We start from the raw sequence: 15,955 nt of genomic DNA on the forward strand, positions 1-15,955 counted from the left end.
GTTAAGCGGACGTTAATAAGTGTGGCAGTGCCACCGCTCAAGGGCGAGCCTTCACATGCGCCGTCTCGGGCACTGGTGTCAGCGGCCTGCGGTCGCTGAACCACGACACCAGATTGTCGACGCACAGATCGGCCATGGCGCGGCGTGTATGCTCCGAGGCCGAGCCGACATGCGGCAACAGAGAGGCGTTTGGTAAGTCGAGCAACGCTTTGGGGACATTCGGCTCGTCGGCGAAGACATCGAGCCCGGCCGCGGCGATGGTGCCGTCGGCGAGAGCGGCCGCAAGGGCCGCCTCGTCGACGGTACTGCCGCGGCCGATGTTGACGAAGACGCCGTTCGCGCCGAGCGCCGACAGGATCGCGGCATTGACCGCTTTCTGTGTCGAAGCACCGCCGGGCGCCACCGAAATCAGCGTGTCGACTTCCTCGGCCAAGCCCTTCAGCGTGTCATGGTATTGGTAGGACAGGCCTTCGACCCGGCGCCGGTTGTGATAGGCGATCGGCAGGCCGAAGGCCTCCAGCCGCCGTGCAATGGCTTGTCCGATGCGGCCCATGCCGAAAATACCGACGCGGCGCGCGCGCAAGGTCAGCCGGCTCAGCGGATAGTTGCCCTTCTTCGCCCAGCTGCCGTCACGCAGCCAGCTTTCGGCACGCGGCAGATCGCGTACCGTGTTGATCAGCAGCCCGATCGCGGTGTCGGCGACCTCTTCGGTCAGCACGTCGGGCGTGTTGGTGACCATGATGTTTTTCGCCGCCGCATGGCCGACATCGACCGAATCATAGCCGACGCCGAACGAGGCGATGAGTTCGAGCTTCGGCAACGCGTCCATCATCGCCGCACTGATGCCGGCAAAGGATGCGATGCCGCGCACCGTGCGGCGCATCTCGTCGGTGACCAGCGCGGGATCGGCGCGCTCGATGCCGATGCGATTGAACGTCCGGTCGATACGCGCGACGGCGTGGTCGCTGAAATCGGCCGGCACCAGAATGGCAACGGCTCCCAATTGTTCGGCCTTGGTCATGCACGCTCCACCGGCTTGCCGGTCGACTGGCGCACATGCAGTTCCGGCTTGATCAATTCCTGCGAGGGCCGCACCGTCTGTCCGTTGAGCTTGTCGAGCAGCGCGCTGGCGGCGCGGCGGCCAACCTCGCGCTGGCCGTTCCAGACGGTGGTCAGCGCCGGCGTGGCTATCGCCGCCTCTTCGAGGTCGTCATAGCCGGTGACGGAGATGTCGACGCCCGGCACAAGGCCGGCACGCGCAATGCCGTTCATCAGGCCGATGGCGACGAGGTCGTTCCAGCAGCAGGCCGCAGTCGGCCTGTCCTTCAGCGCCAGGAACTGCCCGGCGGCCTCGAAACCGGCCTGCTTGGTGCGCGGGCCTGATATGCGCCAGGACGGCCTGACGTCGAGTCCGGCTGCCTCCATGGCGTTCACATAGCCCTGGTAGCGATCGCGGCCGGTCGAGGTCTGGTCGGTGCCGCCGATCATGGCGATGCGCTTGTGGCCGAGCGAGATCAGATGGTTGGTGGCGAGGCCCGTGCCATAGGCATCGTCGCCGCGAAACACCGGTACGTCGGCGCCCTCGACGGTGCGTGCGATCAGCACCGCCGGCAGCCCATTCTCCTCGGCCATGACGATATCGGACGCCGGCGTGCCGATAGCCGGCGACATGATGACGCCATCGGCGCCGAGCTGCAGCAATGTATCGATGAAGGTGCGCTGTTTTTCGAGCTGATCGTAGTGATTGGACAGGATGAAGGTCTGTCGGCTGCGGTCGAGCTCACTCTCGATCGAGCGCAGAATCTCGGCGAAGAACGGGTTCATGATGTCGTGGACGACGACACCGACAATGCCAGAGCGCGAGGTGCGCAGGCTGGCGGCGCGGCGGTTGTAGATATAGCCGATGGCGCGCGCATGTTCCTTGATGCGGTCGCGCGTCGAGCCGGCAACCAGCGGGCTGTCGCGCAGTGCCAAGGATACGGTGGCCGTGGACACGCCGAGCGCATCCGCGATCGTCGACAGCTTGATCTTCTGTGCCAGCCTTTCGCTCCCCGTCGTTTTTTAAACTGTTTAAGGGCGGCCTTATGCCATCGATCCGGGCCAAATCAAAGTTTTTTTGCCAGCGCCTCGGCCTCGACATCCGAGGCCGCACGGCTGCGCAGCCTGAGCCGATGTTCGCGATGGACGATGTAGAGGCCGCTGGCGACGATGATGGCGGCGCCGACCAGCGTCCAGCGGTCGGGGAACTGCTTGAAGACAAGCCAGCCCGAAATGATCATCCACACCATTTGCGAATAGGGATATGGCGCGAGCGCTGTGGTCGTCGCCAGCCGATAGGCTTGGACCAGCAACCAGTGGCCGACACCGCCGAACACGCCAAGCATGAGCAGCACGGACCAGTGCCAGCCATCATGCGGCAGGGAAAATGAAAACGGCAGCAAGGGCAGCAGCAGGACCGTCGGCGCCAACGCCGAGAACAGGATCAGGCTCTCCGGAGTCTCGGTCGCCGACATGCGGCGCGTCATGATGACATAGAAGCAGTTCGACAGCATCGAGCCGAGCGCGAAGAGATGTCCGATGCCGAAAACGCCGACACCGGGCCGCGTGATGATCAGGACTCCGGCGAAAGCGGCCAGGATAGCCAGCCAGCGCCGCCATCCGGCCCATTCGCCGAGCAGCGGCCCGGCAAGGGCGGTGATCACCATCGGCCCGAAGAAATAGATCGACGTCGTCTCCGCCAGTTGCAGGGAGCGCAGCGCCAGGACATTGAACATGGTCGAGCCGAACAGGAACGCGCCGCGCATCACATGCGCCGGCAGGTTGACCGGCCGAAATCGCATCGGTTCGCGCCAGCCACGCAGCAGCGCCCCAACCAGCACGACGTGCACGGCAAAGCGCACCCAGGCGACGATCAGGACGGAGACGCCGGCCAGGACGAGATATTTGCTGCTGGTGTCGAGGAAGGTGAAGAAGACATAGGTGGTCAGCATGCACAGGATCGCCACCGGCGGCGTCGCGCTTTCGACATATCTTTGGGAAGGATTCACGTGCAGGCCGGGGAAAAGCTGGGCTGGAACCCCACCTTTGCGGGAATTGCGGCTTGCCGGCAAGCCAATTGTCGCCCGCAGCCGCGCCTAAGCTCGCTGGTACAACAACAGTCGGCGTCAGGCTTAGCCTTCGGGCGCTACGCGTGCATGCGGGCGCCCTTGGTTATCTTGTCGACCACCTTCTTCTCGGCACGCAGCGCTATGCCGACCACCTTGGCATCTTCGGGCGCGAACTCGGCAAAGACGGCGCGGTTGGCGGCATCGAAGCCGGTCGAGAACATCTCCTCGACATAGAGCGAGGTGGTGACGCCGCGTTCCAGCGCACGCCGATGGATCGCACTCATCGTTGCCTGGTCGGCCGAGAGCACGATGACCGGCTGGATCGACAGGGGATTGTAGAGATTGCCAGCGCGGTCGCGATAGGGCTCGCCGATGATGTCGGGGAATTGCGCGACAATGCCGCTGGTCAGGAAGGCGGTGACGTTGAGTTTCTGCCAGACGGCCAGGTCTTGCCGCAGTACGATTGCAAATTTCGTATCGAACATGAGAAAACAAGCCATTCAAAGTCAGGCCCCGTGTAACGAGGCTGAAGGAGACGATGTCGTTCGATCTAGACCGCCAGGCCTTCGAGGGTCTTGGACGTTTGTGCGCCGATGCCGCTGAAAACTGCATCATCTCCGCTCCCGACCCCGTGGGGATGGAGCGCATCGAGGCGCGGTTTCACGGCAGCGCCTTCGATCCGCATCGCCACGACACCTACGCGATCGGGGTGACGCTGCGCGGCGTGCAGACCTTCCGCTATCGCGGCGCGGCACGGCTGAGCCTGCCCGGCCAGGTCATCGTGCTGCATCCGGACGAGTTGCACGATGGCGGCGCCGGCACGGAAGAAGGCCTGCGCTACAGGATGCTCTATCTTGAGCCGTCACTGATGCTCGACTGTCTCGGCGGCACGGCGCTGCCCTTCGTCAGGGACGGCGTGGTGACGGACGAGGCCTTCTGCGCGACCCTGCTGTCGGCGCTCGGGCCGTTGGAGCAGGAACTCGACGAGCTGTTCGTCGACGACTTCCTGGCGCGACTGATGCAAAGTCTGAACCGGCATGCCGGCAAGCCGGCAAAGCCAATAGCCGGGACGGCGTGGCGGGCGGCGACACTGGCGGGTGAGTATCTCACGGAAAACCTCGACCGGCCCGTGCATTCGGGTGAGTTGGAAGCCGTCACGGGTCTCGACCGCTATGCCCTGTCGAGACATTTCCGCGCGGCCTTCTCGACCAGCCCGCATCGTTTCCTGGTAATGCGCCGGCTTCAGCGCGCGCGCAGGATGATCGCCGCCGGCGTGCCCTTGGCACAGATCGCGATCGAGGCCGGCTTCAGCGACCAGAGCCACTTCAACAGGCAATTCAAGAAAGCGTTCGGCATGACGCCGGGCCGTTGGTCGTCCTTGATCCACGGAAATACCGCGGCCGCCTGACGGCCGGAGAGATCAGTCATCCGACTCGGCGTCGTCGTCGATCAGCACCAGTTCCTCGTTGGAGAGGTTGGCCTCGATGCGGGCGAGCAGCTTGAACAGCGCCTTCTGGTCCTTCTTGTCGAGGCCCTTAAGCGCCTGCTTTTCGGTCTTCTTCACCGACTTCTCAATGGCGCGGATGGTTTCACGGCCGGTATCGGTGAGGAAGATATGGGCTTGGCGGGCATCGGAGTCGGACGCGCGTTTCTCCAGAAAACCCTGTGCCTGCAGCCGGTTGATGGTCTTGGTGATGGTCGGCGGACGCACGCCGAGGCGACCGGCGAGATTGCCCGGCGTCTGGCCGTCCTCACGGTCCAGCGCCAGCATGATCTGGTCCTGGCCGGCGTAAAAGCCATGCGCCAGGAGCCGTGCCGCCAGCGCGGTCCTTGCCAGCCTTGCCGCTGAATGCAGCCGGCTCATCGTTGCAGTCTTGTCCGCCTTGGCCATGGTCATCCCTCTTCGGCCGTACCGGTGCGCACAGCATAGACGCAGCCGGCCGGTTGGCAATCGACGATCGAAAAAGATTCCGGCATCCGAAACAGCTTTGCCGGCAAGCATTTGCGGTGTCCGCCGTGGTGATGCCAGATGTTTATTTCAGTTAGATGACAAACGAGTTTCGGGTGAAGGGAATTCGGAGCGACCGCTGCGTGAATGCGATCCGACGACCGGACAGCCCTGGCAAGAGGCCCGTTGATCATTCCGCCGCCGGGGACGGCGGCCGCTTCCGCGGCCATGATGCCGGGACAATCCCGGTCGGCAGCTTTGGCCCATGGTTTGCCCCGTGCAAAAGCCCGGCGCACATCCTATATGGAACCGACAATCCCTTTTCGCGGCCTGAATTTCAGGGCCTAGTCATTTCGAGGCAAGCCATGAGCGAAGCGCAGACACAGATTCCCGTAACCGTCCTCACCGGCTATCTCGGCGCCGGCAAGACGACGCTGCTCAACCGCATCCTGTCGGAAAACCACGGCAGGCGCTACGCCGTCATCGTCAACGAATTCGGCGAGATCGGCATCGACAACGACCTGATCGTGGAATCAGACGAGGAGATCTACGAGATGAATAATGGCTGCGTCTGCTGCACGGTGCGCGGCGACCTGATCCGTGTCGTCGAGGGCCTGATGCGGCGGCCCGGCCGCTTCGACGCCATCGTCGTCGAGACCACGGGTCTCGCCGATCCTGTGCCGGTGGCGCAGACCTTCTTCATGGACGACGACGTGCGCTCCAAGACCAAGCTCGATGCCGTGGTGGCCCTGGTCGACGCCAAGCACCTGCCGCTCAGGCTCAAGGATTCCAAGGAAGCCGAGGACCAGATCGCCTTCGCCGACGTCGTCGTGCTCAACAAGACCGACCTCGTCACCCCGGAAGAACTTGCCATGGTCGAGGCGACGATCCGCGCCATCAACCCTGCCGCCAAAATTCACCGCACGACGCGCGCCGGCGTCGCCCTGTCGGAAGTGCTCGACCGCGGCGCCTTCGACCTGTCCAGGGCGCTGGAGAACGATCCGCATTTCCTCGAAGCGCATGATGAACATGATCACCATGACCACGATCATGATCATCACGACCATGATCATCATCACCACGATGGGCACGACCACCACCATCACGCTCATCCGTCCGACATCCATGATGTGACGGTGCAGTCGGTGTCGCTGCGCGGCGGCGAGATGGACCCGAAGAAATTCTTCCCATGGATCGAGAAGGTCACCCAGATGGAAGGCCCTAACATCCTGCGGCTGAAAGGCATCATCGCGCTCAAGGGCGATGACGAGCGCTATGTCATCCAAGGCGTGCACATGATCATCGAGGGCGACCACCAGCGCGCCTGGAAGGACGGCGAAAAGCACGAAAGCCGGCTGGTGTTCATCGGACGCGAACTCGACGCTGAACGGCTGAAGAAGAGCTTTGACGCCTGCCAGGCCTAGGTTCAGCCACACGATTCAAAGCTTGAATTGTGCGATACGTACACATATCATGTGTACGTATCGCGATGAGGAATGACCATGCCTAGACCTGCGGACAACAAGACCGAGCGCTACCAAATCCGCATTCCCCCTTCGGAGAAGGCGATGATCGCGCGCGCCGCTGCGCTCTCGCACAAAGACATGGCAGACTTCATCCTCGATAAGATCGTGCCTGCGGCGCAGGCGGTGATTGATGCGGCTGAAGTGACGAAGGTGTCCGACCGCGACTTTAAGCGCATCCTGGACCTGCTGGAACACCCGCCAAAACCCAACGCCAGGCTCAAGGCGGCGATTGCGGCCTTGCCGGACACTTTGTGACTCTTCCGTCCTGGCACGAGGAGCCAATAGCAAAACGCCACGATCGAGCGTCCTTCGATTGTGGCGACCTGCAGATGAACGAATTTCTGCAGCGGTTCGCGCGACAGAGTCATGATCAGAATGCGGCCAAGACCTTCTGCGCGATCGGCGATACAGCTTCGGAACGTGTACTCGGTTTTTATACGATCGCGCCGTCCGCCGTCGCTCATGAAGCCGTTCCCGCAGCCCTGACGAGAGGCTTGGCACGACACGAAGTTTCCGGCTTCAAGCTTGGCCGTCTTGCCACCGATCGCACCGTCGCCGGGCAAGGCCTCGGAGGTCAGTTGCTTGCCGCGGCGGCATTGCGCTGCCTGCGGCTTGCGGGAGAAGGGGGCGGCATTCTGCTCATCATCGACGCCAAGAGCGAGCGGGCGGCAAAGTGGTATGCAAGCTACGGCGCCGAGCGTCTCACAGGATCGGATTTGACTCTGGTGATGCCGTTGGCAGCATTCGCTGCGGATCTACGAGCCAAGGGGCTGCTTTGACGCCTGCCCCTTCATCACTTGCCAATCCCGATGGTTGTCGGAACCGCAAACGTCGAGTAAGCCGCCTCTACAATTCTAATCCAGTCGAACAAAGATAACCCATGCCCACAGTTGCCCCGCTTGATCTCGAAGGCCATTGCGTCGCCGCCGTCTTCCTCGGCGACGTGCCGCATTTCGCGCTGGCCGATGGTGCTGTCCATCGGCTCGACAATGGCCACAAGACGGTGCAGGCCAATGACGGGCTGCTTGCCGCCTTCCATGACGCGGCCAACGACCGGCTGATCACCGGCGGCGAGGACGGCAAGGTTTTTGCCGTGAAAGCCGGCGGCGAGACCCAGGAGGTGGCGAACGCGGGAAAAAAATGGATCACCAGCGTTGCCGCCGGGCCGCAAGGCGCCATCGCGTATGCCACGGGCAAGACCGCCTTCGTGCGCTTCGCCGATGGCAAGACCCGGGAATTTGCCCATCCGCGCTCGGTCGAGGGGCTGGCGTTCTCGCCCAAGGGCATGCGCTTCGGCGTCGCCCGTTACAATGGCGCGACGCTGCATTTCCCCGCCGCCGAGGGCAAGCCGGTGGAGCTGGAATGGGCGGGCGCGCACACCGGCATCACCTTCTCGCCGGACGGCGCCTTTCTGGTCACCACCATGCAGGAAAACGCCCTGCATGGCTGGAAGCTGGCCGACGGCAAGCACATGCGCATGAGCGGCTATCCCGGCAAGGTCAAAAGCCTGTCATGGAGCGTGAAAGGCAAGTGGCTGGCCAGTTCCGGCGCGCCGGCGGCGATCGTCTGGCCGTTTTCGGGCAAGGACGGCCCGATGGGCAAGGCGCCGCTGGAGCTCGGCACGCGCGGCAATGCCATGGTGACGGCGGTCGCCTGCCATCCGAGCCAGGACGTCGTCGCAGTCGGTTACGACGACGGCATGGTGATGGCCGTGCGCTTTTCCGACGCCAAGGAAGTGCTTTTGCGGCGACCAGGCAAGGGCGCCATCACCGCGATGATGTGGGACAGGGAAGAACGCCGCGTCGCCTTCGGCAGCGCCGCCGGCGACTGTGGCGTCATCGACATCACGGCCTAGCCGGGATGGCCGATCACTCGGCCCCGCAGGAGACCTTGCCGGTCAGATCGACGGGCTTGCCGTCGCTTTCCTTGTCGGCCGTGCTGTCATAGACAGCGAGCTTGTAATGCCCGTCATAGACGCCCTCGTCGCTGGCCCTGGTCAGGATCGTTAATTCGACCGAACTGTAGATCTTGGCGACCTGCTGCTCGTGGTAGATGTTTAGCCGCAGTTCCTTGTCGTCGAGCCAATACTGGGTGAGGTTCGCATCCTCTAACACCGTCTTGCGCAATGGATCACCCGTGGGCCTTGCCTTGATTTCGAGGTCGCCGCGGAAATTGAAAGTCGGGCCGCCCATGCCCGTGGTGACGCCGGCATCAACCTGGAATTTGACCTGCGGATCATCGACGGTGCACCAGATACCGCCGGTCGCGAACGCCGTACCGGCCGACAGGAAGAGCATGGTCACGCAGATGATCGTCCGCATTCTTTCCCCCGCTTGTCGTTGCCGACAGCATTGGCGCCGACTTCGCAAGCGGGGTCAAGCGCCCGCCGCAGGCGACTGAGCCAATGCAGAACGGACGCACGGCCAATTGCCGTTGCGGAGGTGGATTGGGTAAGTAGGAATGAGCCAGAGGGATTTTCATGCACGGCAGCGATAGTTCAAAGACCATCGGCGGGATCAGCCGCGACCGCATCGCGCAATTGCGCGAGACGGAAGGGGCAGCCTTTCGCGAGGCGCGGCCGAGATCACAAACCAAGGTCGGCAACGGCCTGCCCGGCTTCTTCGGCGGCGTGCCGATGCACTGGATGAACGATTGGCCGACACCGTTTCCGATCCTGGTCGACAGCGCCCGAGGCGCCACGATCACCGACATGGACGGCAACAAGCTCGACGATTTCTGCCTCGGCGACACCGGTTCGATGTTTGGCCACTCGCCTCCACCGGTGGCGCGCGCCATTCGCCGCCAGGCCGGGCGCGGCCTGACCTATATGCTGCCTTCCGAGGATGCGCTGGCCATCGGGCCGCTGCTGCAGCAGCGCTTCGGCCTGCCGTTCTGGCAGATCGCGACCACGGCGACCGACGCCAATCGCTTTGCGCTGCGCGTCGCCCGCGCCGTCACCTCCAGGGAGAAGATCCTGGTCTTCAACGGCTGCTATCACGGCTCGGTGGACGAGACGATGGTGCGGCTGATCGACGGCAAGCCCGTCAACCGGCCGGGACTGGCGGGCGAATTCCGCGACCTGACCCGCACGGCCAAGGTCATCGAATTCAACGATGTCGCCGCTCTCGAGGCCGCATTGAAGGACAGGGACGTCGCCTGCGTCATCGCCGAGCCGGTGCTGACCAATTCCTGCATGGTACTTGCCGACTCTGGCTACCATGATGCGCTGCGAAAATTGACGCGTGAAGCCGGCACCCTGCTCTTGATCGACGAGACGCATACGATCTCGACCGGTCCCGGTGGTTACACCAGTAAATATGGGCTGGAGCCCGACTTGTTCGTGCTGGGCAAGCCGATTGCCGGCGGCGTGCCGGCAAGTGTCTGGGGCATGAGCGAGGAGGTCGCCTCGCACTATGCCGACTATAACAGAACGAAAGAGCCGGGATATTCCGGCATGGGCACGACGCTGTCGGCCAACCCGCTGCAGTTCGCCGCCATGCGCGCCACGCTCGAGGAGGTGATGACGCAAGAGAATTACGACCGCATGGATCATCTGGCGCGGCGGCTCGATGCCGGGCTGAACGGCGTGATCGATCGTTACAATCTGCCCTGGCATGTCTCCCGCGTCGGGGCACGCGTCGAGTTCATCTGCGCGCCCGGCCCGCTGCGCAACGGTGCCGAGGCGGAAATTGCGCATGCGCCGGAACTGGAGGCTGCCATCCATGTCGCGCTGGTCAATCGCGGCGTGCTGATCGCACCGTTCCACAACATGATGCTGATCTCGCCGGCAACGTCAGGCACCCAGGTCAACCGGCTGATCGCCGCGTTCGGCGCGGTTGCGGCAAAGCTTGCGGCGTGAGACAAGCGCCCAAGCCAAACTTGAGTGCGATCATGACCTCACCTTCGGGCTCGACGCCCACCGAGGCGCAAGCCTTCCTCGACGCCCATCCCGAGATCGAGGCCTTCGATATCGTGCTGACCGACGCCAATGGTGTGGGGCGCGGCAAGATCGTGCGCAGGCATGAGCTGAAAAGCATTTTCGAGGGCGGCCGGCATATGCCGATCTCCATTCTCGGCCTCGACATCACCGGCGAGGATGTGCACGAAACCGGGCTGATCTGGGACAGCGGCGACGGCGACCTGAGGGCCTGGCCGATTCCGGGCACGCTGGTGCCGCTTTACGGCACGAAGCCACCGCGCGGCCAACTGCTGATGGCGATGTATCATCTCGACGGCCAGCCAATGTCGTCGGATCCGCGGCTGGCGCTTGCCCGGCAGGTCGACATATTGGCCGCCAAGGGACTCTATCCCGCCGGTGCCTTCGAGCTCGAGTTTTTTCTGCTGGCCAATGAGCGCGACGCCGACGGCAAGGTGCAGCCGGCGCGCGCGGTGCTCGATGGCCGCGTCTCGGGCAAGACCGAAGTTTATTCAGTCGACCATCTGCACGGCATGGAGCCGTTGTTCTCCGACATCTACGCCGCCGCCAAGGCGCAAGGCATTCCGGCCGAGACGGTGATTTCCGAATATGCGCCCGGCCAGTACGAACTGACGCTGAATTACCGCAAGGACGTGATGCGGGCGGCCGACGATCTGGTCATGCTGAAGCGGCTGGTGCGGGCGCAGGCGCGCCGCCATGGTGTCACCGCCTGCTTCATGGCCAAGCCGATCGAGAAATATGCCGGCTCCGGTATGCATTTCCATGTCTCGCTGCAGGACAAGGACGGCCGAAACGTCTTTGCGGAAGCCGCCGGCGAGAGCTGGTCGCTGCCGCTGCTGCGTGGCCTCGGCGGGCTGATCCAGACCATGGCGGAATCAATGCTGGTGTTTGCGCCGCATGCCAATTCCTGGCGGCGCTTCGTCTCGCAATCCTATGCGCCGGTGGCGCCGAGCTGGGGCGTCAACAACCGCTCGGTGGCGTTGCGCGTGCCGGCCGGCGATGCAAAGAACCGGCGCATCGAGCATCGTCCATCAGGCGTCGACGCCAATCCGTATCTGATTGCCGCGACGGTGCTTGCCGGCATCGTCAAGGGCCTCGACGAAGGGCTCGATCCCGGCCCCGAAACGACCGGCAATGGCTATGAAGCGGCCGTCACCCGCACGACGATGCCGGCCGATTGGCGGGCCGCCATCGAAGCGGCCAAGGCGTCCAGCTTCCTGAAGGGCGCGCTCGGCGAGGACCTGCACCGCACCTTTGTGGCGATCAAGCAGTCCGAGTACCTGCGCGTGGCGCGCACGGTGAGCGAGCTGGACTATCATCTCTATCTGCACGAAGTCTGATGCGGGGGACCGGCGGCGATCACTTTTTCGCCGTCACCATCAAATGAGCTGGCGCATTGGCCTTCCGGAACATATCATGAACAAATGAGCGCACTCCCTGTTCGTGAGAAACTGGCAATCCTGTCCGACGCCGCCAAATACGACGCCTCCTGCGCCTCATCGGGCGCGGCGAAGAAGGATTCTTTGAAATCCGGCGGCATCGGCTCCACCGAAGGCATGGGCATCTGCCATTCCTACGCGCCGGACGGCCGCTGCATCTCGCTGCTGAAAATCCTGCTGACCAATTTCTGCATCTACGACTGCAGCTATTGCATCAATCGCTCGTCCTCGAATGTCCGGCGCGCCCGCTTCGGCATCGACGAGGTGGTGAAGCTGACCATGGATTTCTACCGGCGCAATTATATCGAAGGGCTTTTCCTGTCCTCGGGCGTCATCCGTTCGCCTGACGAGACCATGGGCGAGATGGTCGAGGTGGCGCGGCGGCTGCGGCTGGAGGAAAAATTCTCCGGCTACATCCATCTCAAAACCATCCCCGAGAGTTCGGCGGACCTGATCGAGAAGGCCGGGCTCTATGCCGACCGCCTGTCGATCAATGTCGAATTGCCCACCGACGAGGGCGTGAAGAAGCTGGCGCCGGAAAAGAGGCCGGAGACAATCCGGCTTTCCATGGCCAATTTGCGCCGGAAAATGGAGGAAAAAGCCGAGCCGACATTGCGGACCAAAAAACGCGAACGCTTCGCCCCGGGTGGCCAGTCGACGCAGATGATCATTGGCGCGGACAACACCTCCGACGACGGCATCCTGCACGCCAGCGCCCGGTTGTATGGCAGCTACCATTTGCGGCGCGTCTATTACTCGGCCTTCAGTCCGATCCCCGATTCCTCGTCATCGCTGCCGCTCCGGAAGCCGCCGCTGATGCGCGAACACCGACTCTACCAGGCCGACTGGCTGATTCGCTTCTACGGATTTTCGCAGCCTGAAATCCTGGCCGACAGCAGCGATGGCATGCTCGATCTCGCCATCGATCCGAAACTTGCCTGGGCGCTGCGCAACCGGGGACGTTTCCCCGTCGACGTCAACCGCGCCGACCGCGAAGCGCTGTTGCGCGTGCCTGGCCTGGGAACCAAGGTGGTCGCGAAAATCCTCGAAACCCGCCGCTACCGGCGACTGCGGCTCGAGGATGTCGGCCGGCTCTGCCATTCGATCGCCAAGCTCAAGCCCTTCATCATCGCCGAAGGCTGGTCGCCAGGCGCGCTCACAGACAAGGCCGGACTGCGCGGCAAGATCGTGCAATCCTGCGAACAACTGGCGCTGTTTTGACGATGCGGCCGGCCGAGCTCGACCTCACCCGCCACACCGTTTGGCTTGAAAGCCAGACCGATTTCGCCGGCTGGCGCGACGCGGCTCGGCGGCTGGCGTTGAATGAGGTCAGACCCGAGGACATCAGCTGGCATGTCGTAGCCGGTCTTGACCGGCCGCCAAGCGACTTGCCTGACGTGCCGCAGGGCGCTGAGCTCATTGTGCCACGCGATTTCATCGGCCACGCCGAGACCGCCTTCTGCCATTCCGATCCCGGACGTTTCGCCTTTCTCTACAGGCTGCTGTGGCGGCTGCGCACCGAGCCCAAATTGCTGGCGATCGCATCGGATCCCGACACCAAACGGCTTGAAACCATGGAAAAGGCGGTGCGGCGCGACAGCCACAAGATGCACGCCTTCGTCCGCTTCCGGAAGATCGGTGACGGTGAGGATGAACGCTATGTCGCCTGGTTCGAACCCGACCATTTCATCGTCGAGCGCAATGCGGATTTCTTCGTCAGGCGTTTTACCGGCATGCGCTGGACGATCCTGACGCCTTACGCGTCCGCCGATTGGGATGGCGAGAGGCTGGCGATCGGGCCGGGCGCGGCCAAGGGCGATGCGCCAGACAAGGACGATACCGAGACGCTGTGGAGGACTTATTTCGAGAACATCTTCAATCCGGCACGCCTCAAGGTGAAGGCCATGCAAAAGGAGATGCCGAAGAAATATTGGCGGAACCTTCCCGAGGCCTCGCTCATTCCTGACTTGATCGCAGGAGCGGACGAGGCCGCCAGGGATATGATTGCGAAGATGCCGACAATGCCCGCGCCGCACCACGCCAAGGTGCAGGCGAGGCACTGGCCTAAGCATGAGCCTACCGAAGCGCCTGAGGACGATGCCGCGCACACGGTTTCCGAATTGCGCGAGGCCGCCAAGGGATGCCGCCGCTGTCCGCTTTGGCGCGATGCGACGCAGACCGTATTCGGCGAAGGGCCTGACAACGCCAAGGTGATTTTCGTCGGCGAACAGCCGGGCGACCAGGAAGACCTCGCCGGCCAGCCGTTCGTCGGCCCGGCGGGCAAGGTTTTCGATGCCATATTGGACGATGCCGGGGTCGACCGGCTGAAGGTCTACGTCACCAACGCGGTCAAGCACTTCAAATTCGAACCGCGCGGAAAACGCCGCATCCACTCCAAGCCGAATGTCGGCGAGGTTCAAGCCTGCCGCTGGTGGCTAGACCACGAGTTTGACCTGATCAAGCCGAATCTCGCCGTGGCGCTCGGCGCCACGGCGGCGCTATCCCTGCTTGGCAAGGCGGTCCCGGTGACCAAGATGCGGGGCCAGGTGATCGAACGCGAGGATGGCTTGCGTGTCTTCCTCACCATCCATCCCTCCTTCATCCTGCGCATTCGGGATCGCGCCGGCAAAGAAGCCGAACGCGAGCGGTTTTTGCAGGATATGAAGCAGGTGAAGAAGCTGATAGCGGCTTGATCTGCCGGTTTAGCGGATGAGAATTGCTCGGAGATCGTTCACGTTCGTGCCGGTCGGGCCGGGCACGAAGAGATCGCCAACGGCATTGAAGGCCGTCCAGGCATTGTTTCTGGCCAGCATCGCCTTGGCATCCACACCCGCCGCGCGCATGCGCGAAACGGTCGAGCCGTCGGCGAAGGCGCCGGCATTGTCTTCCGAGCCGTCGATGCCGTCAGTGTCGGCCGCCAGGGCGTGAATGCCTTCGATGCCATTGATGCCAATGGCGAAGGCAAGCAGGAATTCCGAATTGCGGCCACCCTTGCCTTTGGCCCGCAGCGTGACGGTGGTCTCCCCGCCCGAGAGGATCAGAACCGGCTTTTGGAAGGGCCGGTTGCGCGTCGCCACTTCGCGGGCGATGGCCGCGTGGACGCCGCCGACCTCGCGTGCTTCGCCTTCGATGGCATCGGAGAGGATGACGGCTTCGATGCCTTGCCGCCTCGCTTCCACCGCTGCCGCTTCCAGCGACACGCCGGCCGATGCGATCAGATGCACCTCGTTGCGCGCAAAGCGCTGATCGCCGGGATCTGGGGCGTCGGCCGCCGGCGACTGGATATGCGCCATGACCGCGTCCGGCAGTTTCATGCCATAGGCTGATATAGAAGCCAGGGCATTCTCACGGCTGCCGACATCGGGAACGGTTGGGCCGGAGGCGACAAGGGCCGGATTGTCGCCGGGGATGTCGGAGACCACCAGCGACACCACCTTGGCCGGCCAGGCCGCGGCAGCCAGCCGGCCGCCTTTGATGGTGGAGAGGTGTTTGCGGATGGTATTCATCGCCGCGATCGGCGCGCCGGAGGCAAGCAGCGCCTCGTTGACGGCGATCTCGTCGGCCAGCGTCAGGCCGGCGGCCGGAGACGGCAGCAGCGCCGAACCGCCGCCGGAAATCAGCGCCACGACCAGATCGTCCGCTGTCAGCCCTTGCACCTTCTCCAGCAGGCGCCGCGAGGCCTCGAGCCCGGCAGCGTCCGGCACCGGGTGTGCGGCCTCGATGATCTCGATGCGCTCGCATTTGGCGCCATAGCCGTAGCGGGTAACGACCAGGCCTTCGATCGTCTCATCCCAGACCTTCTCGAAGGCCGCCGCCATCTGCGCCGAGCCCTTGCCGGCACCGATGACGATGGTGCGGCCCTTCGGCTTTGCCGGCAAATGATCGCGAATGGTCTTTTCCGGATCGGCGGCCGCGACGGCGGCGTCGAAGATGGAGATGAGGAAGGATTCGGGATCGAGCACGGTCATCCTTGGCTGCCATCGGCGATTTGCGAATAG

At 63.5% G+C, this 15,955-nt stretch carries 17 protein-coding genes; 9 read left to right on the forward strand and 8 right to left on the reverse strand.

The features are described 5' to 3' along the window. Positions 1–37 precede the first annotated feature (37 nt). From LB555_RS12530 to LB555_RS12545, 4 genes are all read right to left on the reverse strand, one after another. The gene (locus tag LB555_RS12530) at positions 38–1,021 is read right to left on the reverse strand and encodes a 2-hydroxyacid dehydrogenase (RefSeq protein WP_224682982.1); all 984 of its coding nucleotides are present in this window, start codon (positions 1,019–1,021) and stop codon (positions 38–40) included. After that, positions 1,018–2,040: a LacI family DNA-binding transcriptional regulator gene (locus LB555_RS12535; RefSeq protein WP_140788605.1), complete on the reverse strand. Its 1,023-nt coding sequence runs from the start codon at positions 2,038–2,040 to the stop codon at positions 1,018–1,020. Before LB555_RS12535 ends, LB555_RS12530 begins: the two co-directional genes overlap by 4 nt. A gap of 65 nt (positions 2,041–2,105) precedes the next feature. After that, positions 2,106–2,990: a DMT family transporter gene (locus LB555_RS12540; protein WP_263489080.1), complete on the reverse strand. Its 885-nt coding sequence runs from the start codon at positions 2,988–2,990 to the stop codon at positions 2,106–2,108. Positions 2,991–3,184: 194 nt separating this feature from the next. After that, on the reverse strand, positions 3,185–3,592 hold the full coding sequence (locus LB555_RS12545) for a DUF2000 family protein (protein ID WP_015314296.1): 408 nt from the start codon (positions 3,590–3,592) through the stop codon (positions 3,185–3,187). Between the two features lie 53 nt (positions 3,593–3,645). On the opposite strand from LB555_RS12545, the gene LB555_RS12550 reads away from it, so the two are divergent. Then, positions 3,646–4,515 (forward strand): AraC family transcriptional regulator, encoded by an 870-nt coding sequence (locus tag LB555_RS12550; protein WP_224682984.1) that lies wholly within the window; start codon positions 3,646–3,648, stop codon positions 4,513–4,515. Between the two features lie 12 nt (positions 4,516–4,527). Here LB555_RS12550 and LB555_RS12555 read toward each other — a convergent pair whose 3' ends face one another. Continuing rightward, the gene (locus LB555_RS12555; RefSeq protein ID WP_015314298.1) at positions 4,528–4,998 is read right to left on the reverse strand and encodes a MarR family winged helix-turn-helix transcriptional regulator; all 471 of its coding nucleotides are present in this window, start codon (positions 4,996–4,998) and stop codon (positions 4,528–4,530) included. 2 nt (positions 4,999–5,000) lie between these two features. Next, the gene (locus LB555_RS12560; RefSeq protein WP_140714357.1) at positions 5,001–5,285 is read right to left on the reverse strand and encodes a hypothetical protein; all 285 of its coding nucleotides are present in this window, start codon (positions 5,283–5,285) and stop codon (positions 5,001–5,003) included. Positions 5,286–5,420: 135 nt separating this feature from the next. On the opposite strand from LB555_RS12560, the gene LB555_RS12565 reads away from it, so the two are divergent. The 4 genes from LB555_RS12565 to LB555_RS12580 all read left to right on the forward strand — a co-directional run bounded on the left by LB555_RS12565 (position 5,421) and on the right by LB555_RS12580 (position 8,436). After that, positions 5,421–6,479 carry a CobW family GTP-binding protein gene (locus tag LB555_RS12565; protein ID WP_140723405.1) on the forward strand — a complete coding sequence of 353 codons (1,059 nt, stop codon included), beginning with the start codon at positions 5,421–5,423 and terminating at the stop codon, positions 6,477–6,479. Between the two features lie 78 nt (positions 6,480–6,557). Beyond that, the gene (locus LB555_RS12570) at positions 6,558–6,836 is read left to right on the forward strand and encodes a DUF1778 domain-containing protein (RefSeq protein WP_015314300.1); all 279 of its coding nucleotides are present in this window, start codon (positions 6,558–6,560) and stop codon (positions 6,834–6,836) included. Beyond that, positions 6,833–7,360, forward strand: a complete 528-nt coding sequence (locus tag LB555_RS12575) for a hypothetical protein (RefSeq protein WP_015314301.1) — start codon at positions 6,833–6,835, stop codon at positions 7,358–7,360. Before LB555_RS12570 ends, LB555_RS12575 begins: the two co-directional genes overlap by 4 nt. Positions 7,361–7,461: 101 nt before the next feature. Next, on the forward strand, positions 7,462–8,436 hold the full coding sequence (locus LB555_RS12580) for a WD40 repeat domain-containing protein (protein WP_140723408.1): 975 nt from the start codon (positions 7,462–7,464) through the stop codon (positions 8,434–8,436). Positions 8,437–8,449: 13 nt separating this feature from the next. On the opposite strand, the gene LB555_RS12585 is transcribed toward LB555_RS12580, so the two are convergent. Next, positions 8,450–8,902 carry a hypothetical protein gene (locus tag LB555_RS12585; protein WP_224682985.1) on the reverse strand — a complete coding sequence of 151 codons (453 nt, stop codon included), beginning with the start codon at positions 8,900–8,902 and terminating at the stop codon, positions 8,450–8,452. A 158-nt stretch (positions 8,903–9,060) separates the two neighbouring features. Here LB555_RS12585 and LB555_RS12590 point away from each other — a divergent pair, with 158 nt between their 5' ends. The 4 genes from LB555_RS12590 (at position 9,061) to LB555_RS12605 (ending at position 14,650) form a co-directional block, all read left to right on the forward strand. After that, on the forward strand, positions 9,061–10,440 hold the full coding sequence (locus LB555_RS12590) for an aspartate aminotransferase family protein (RefSeq protein ID WP_224682986.1): 1,380 nt from the start codon (positions 9,061–9,063) through the stop codon (positions 10,438–10,440). Between the two features lie 32 nt (positions 10,441–10,472). Next, a complete protein-coding gene (locus tag LB555_RS12595) occupies positions 10,473–11,858 on the forward strand; it encodes a glutamine synthetase family protein (protein WP_224682987.1) in 1,386 nt (461 codons plus the stop codon). Positions 11,859–11,942: 84 nt separating this feature from the next. Beyond that, a complete protein-coding gene (locus tag LB555_RS12600) occupies positions 11,943–13,178 on the forward strand; it encodes a putative DNA modification/repair radical SAM protein (protein ID WP_224682988.1) in 1,236 nt (411 codons plus the stop codon). Between the two features lie 2 nt (positions 13,179–13,180). Further along, entirely contained in the window at positions 13,181–14,650 is a 1,470-nt protein-coding gene (locus LB555_RS12605; RefSeq protein WP_015314307.1) for a UdgX family uracil-DNA binding protein, read from the forward strand. 9 nt (positions 14,651–14,659) lie between these two features. Here LB555_RS12605 and LB555_RS12610 read toward each other — a convergent pair whose 3' ends face one another. Further along, positions 14,660–15,925 carry a glycerate kinase gene (locus tag LB555_RS12610; RefSeq protein WP_041163250.1) on the reverse strand — a complete coding sequence of 422 codons (1,266 nt, stop codon included), beginning with the start codon at positions 15,923–15,925 and terminating at the stop codon, positions 14,660–14,662. Between the last annotated feature and the right edge of the window lie 30 nt (positions 15,926–15,955).

It is taken from the genome of Mesorhizobium sp. BR-1-1-10 (assembly GCF_020165595.1).
GTDB lineage: Bacteria > Pseudomonadota > Alphaproteobacteria > Rhizobiales > Rhizobiaceae > Mesorhizobium > Mesorhizobium australicum.